Origin of the sequence: Paenibacillus zanthoxyli JH29 (assembly GCF_000520715.1) — a bacterium.
Taxonomy (GTDB): domain Bacteria; phylum Bacillota; class Bacilli; order Paenibacillales; family Paenibacillaceae; genus Paenibacillus_AQ; species Paenibacillus_AQ zanthoxyli.
On the sequence record NZ_ASSD01000216.1, the window covers coordinates 1 to 2,692 of the forward strand.

3 protein-coding genes and 1 pseudogene are annotated in these 2,692 nt (G+C 53.6%); all 4 read left to right on the top strand.

Translation table 11 applies throughout. The features are described 5' to 3' along the window. Window positions 1-247: pseudogene (locus L691_RS32600) on the top strand (hypothetical protein); the annotation flags it as partial. 191 nt (window positions 248-438) lie between these two features. Further along, window positions 439-1,095 (top strand): helix-turn-helix transcriptional regulator, encoded by a 657-nt coding sequence (locus L691_RS0108150; RefSeq protein ID WP_051459331.1) that lies wholly within the window; start codon window positions 439-441, stop codon window positions 1,093-1,095. Window positions 1,096-1,113: 18 nt separating this feature from the next. Beyond that, entirely contained in the window at window positions 1,114-1,914 is an 801-nt protein-coding gene (locus L691_RS0108155; protein WP_025689904.1) for a pyruvate, water dikinase regulatory protein, read from the top strand. A gap of 199 nt (window positions 1,915-2,113) precedes the next feature. After that, on the top strand, window positions 2,114-2,692 hold a 579-nt coding region (glpX, locus tag L691_RS0108160; protein ID WP_025689905.1), incomplete at its 3' end, for a class II fructose-bisphosphatase.

A 2,692-nucleotide genomic window follows, 5' to 3' on the forward strand; every position in this document is an offset into this window, starting at 1 on the left:
CTGGCTCTATATCTCGCCGCCGATCGCGGTCGGTGTGGGTATCCTTTTTTATGGCGAGACGGTTTCATGGATGACCCTGCTGGGTGTAATAACTATCATAAGCGGAACGATGCTTGTCAACGCAAAAGCCTTGAAGCAGCTGCTCGCCAGATTTATTCCCGGTCCGTCTGTTAACAGACGGTATGCCGGGACAGCTGCTTTGGAGCAGGGATTACGTATGCATAAAAAGATCAATAATGAGGATTAATCACAGTTATATAGCTCATTTTTCATATAAAATCTAAAATAAGACGTATTATATATTGCAATAATGATTAATATTATGTATTATATAAGCAACGAAAGGGATTATTCTTCCAAACATGACGTATTGGGGAAAGGGGGCATCCACTCCGGCGGCCCTTTCCTACAGAAGGATCGCTTTCTTGCATCAAGAAAGTGGAGGGATTTGCAATCGAACTAACTTCCCGGCAACTACAAATTATCGACATTGTTAAAAAGAACGCTCCAATCACCGGCGAGCAGATTGCCGAAGCTTTGCGGCTCAGCCGCCCGACCATCCGAGCAGACCTATCGCTGCTGGTCATGCTCGACTACATCGACGCCAAGCCGAAGGTCGGCTATTTCCCGGGAGGGAAATCTTCCCGAGGTCTTGGCAGCGGCTATCTGCTGCAGGAAACGAAGGTCAAGGATATTCAAAGCGTGCCCATTATTATCCGGGAGACAACAACGGTTCACGATGCGGTCGTTACATTGTTTCTCCAGGATGTCGGCACACTTATCATTTGCGACGAAGCTGGCAAGCTGGCCGGGGTCGCCTCCCGCAAGGATTTTCTAAAGGTTACCCTTGGCAATCCCGGAGCCGCATCCATTCCGGTCAGCATGGTGATGACACGCCAGCCCAAGCTCATTACAGTCGAACCCGACGACACGGTGCTGGACGCCGCGCACAAAATGATTTTTCACGAGGTAGACAGTTTGCCGGTAGTGGTGCCCTGCGAGGGAGAAGAAGCCATTGGAAAGCTGGATGTGGTAGGACGGCTGACCAAGACTTCCATCGTAAAGCTTCTCCTCGATACCGAAGCTAAAGGATAACGGAGGAATCAACAGAGCATGGATGAGCCTTCACATTTCATTACGATATGCTCAGATTCTTTAGGGGATACGGCGGAAGCTGTCGTTCAGGCCGTCTTACACCAATTCGAGAATCAGCGTGTCACGATCAAACGGTACGGAAATGTAAGACATGAGGATGAGCTGCGAAAGCTGCTTGAGGAAGCCGCCAAGCATAACGGCTTTGTCGCCTATACATTGGTGCAGCCGGAGCTGCGGGAGACGATCCGCGAGGAAGCGGTCCGGCTGGACCTGCGCATCGTGGACATCATGGGGCCGATGATGCAGGCGTTCATTGACACTTTCAATGATGAGCCCCGCCAGAGACCGGGCTTGCTGCATCAGCTCGATGAGAACTATTTCCGGCGGATCGAGGCGATTGAATTCACCGTCGCCAGTGACGACGGCCGGGATCTTGGCGCTATGCTGAAGGCGGACATCGTGCTGCTGGGCATGTCGCGCACCTCGAAGACGCCGCTTGGCATCTTTCTTGCCCACCGCGGCAAGAAAGTGGTCAATTATCCGATCGTGCCGGAGATCAGCCCGCCGGGCCAGCTGTTCAAGCTTCCGCCCCAGCGGATGATCGGACTCACCATGGAACCGGAGCATATGCTGAAGATCCGGTCGGAGCGTCTTAAGGTGCTGGGACTTCCGGTCGGCTCCCAGTATGCGAGCTTGGAACGGATCAAAGAAGAGATCCAGTACGCCGAAGCGCTGTTCGAGCGGCTCGGCTGCCCGGTGATCGACATTACCGACAAGGCGATCGAGGAAACTGCCGGAATTATTATGGGTTACATTTAATAGTTACCCCACAAAGTGAAGCTTAAGCTTCGATGAGAATTCCGAGTACTTTGCGGGGACCCCAAGAGATTATTACCCCATAAAGTGAAGTGGAAGCTACGATGTAAATTCCGAGTACTTTACGGGGACCCCGGGGATTAAAGCCCCACAAAGTGAAGCTAATTAGAGAAATCAATCATATGGATGGAGGGAATTAACTATGGAACGCGAATTGGCTCTTGAGATTGTACGGGTGACGGAATTGGGTGCTTTGGCTTCGGCAAGCTGGATTGGCCGAGGGGATAAGGATGCCGCCGATGATGCGGCGACAACGGCCATTCGTTCCATGTTCGATTCCGTCTCCATCGACGGGACCGTAGTCATTGGCGAAGGCGAAATGGACGACGCCCCCATGCTGTATATCGGCGAGAAGGTCGGCAACAAACGCGGACCGCTCGTCGATGTGGCTGTCGATCCGCTGGAAGGCACGGAAGTCGTCGCCGCCGGGTTGCAGAACGCCCAATCGGTCATCGCCATTGCCGACAAGGGCAGTCTGCTGCACGCTCCGGACATCTACATGGAGAAGCTGGCCTGCGGTCCCGAACTGGTCGGCAAGCTCAGCCTTGAGGACCCGGTGGAAATTACGCTGACCAAAGCCGCTCACCATCTTGGCAAATCGCTGTCCGAGATGACCGTCATGGTGCTCGACCGCGAGCGGCATGCAGGGCTGATTAACTCCCTCCGCCAGGCAGGCGTGCGTATCAAGCTGCTCAGCCACGGCGATGTGGCGGGGGCGATC